The following is a 742-nucleotide window of genomic DNA, read 5'->3' as shown; positions in this document are numbered from 1 at the left end:
TATGGCTAATCGTGGCCCTGATGACTATGTGTCGGCGACCGCGGCGGCCTACCGGCTGGGGGTGTCAACGCGGACGCTGCGCCGCTACACCCAACAGGGCCGGTTGCCCGATGCCCGCAGTGCTGGTGGGCGGAGGATCTTCCGGCTCGGCGACCTCGATGCCCTTACGCGGAAACCGGGAACAGGCAAGGCTGTTGGGTACGCGCGGGTGTCGTCTCGGCGGCAACAGGCAGAAGGTGACCTTGATCGGCAGGTCGCGCGACTACGGGAACATGACAACGGTTTGATCGTGTTCAGCGATGTCGTGTCCGGGTTGTCGGACCGGCGGGCGGGACTGCGTAAAGCGTTGAGCGAGTGCATGAAACCGGGTGTGGATCGACTGGTGGTGGAGCATCCTGACCGCCTGGCGCGGTTCGGGGTCGGGGTGATCGAACACTTGTTGGCCGGCTACGGGGTGACGGTGGTCTACACCGGCCAGCCTGAGAATGAGTCCGCTGAATCAGAGCTGGTGCGCGACATGCTCGCGATCGTGACCAGCTTCGCCGGCCGGCTATACGGGCAGCGCTCAGCCAAGACGAAACGGCTGCGCGCGGCGGTAGCGGCGGAAACCGAATGCGGTGATGCTGCGTGACCTCACGCAAGCTGCGCGGGTGGCGTGGGGTGAAACCGGTCGGCGCCCCAACTGGTGTGGCGATCACCGCGCGGCTGCGCACGTCTGCTGACGACGAGTTCGTGCTCGATC

The 742-nt window shown here is 65.8% G+C and carries 1 protein-coding gene; it reads left to right on the top strand.

Features of this window, described 5'->3' with window-relative positions; genetic code table 11:
- Window positions 1–631, top strand: a 631-nt coding sequence (locus F6Q13_RS18520; protein WP_293059649.1) for an IS607 family transposase, incomplete at its 5' end; no start/stop codon positions are given.
- Window positions 632–742: the final 111 nt, after the last annotated feature.

Origin of the sequence: Mycobacterium sp., from assembly GCF_008709575.1 — a bacterium.
Lineage (GTDB): Bacteria > Actinomycetota > Actinomycetes > Mycobacteriales > Mycobacteriaceae > Mycobacterium.
This window is presented reverse-complemented; position numbering and strand designations above follow the sequence as displayed.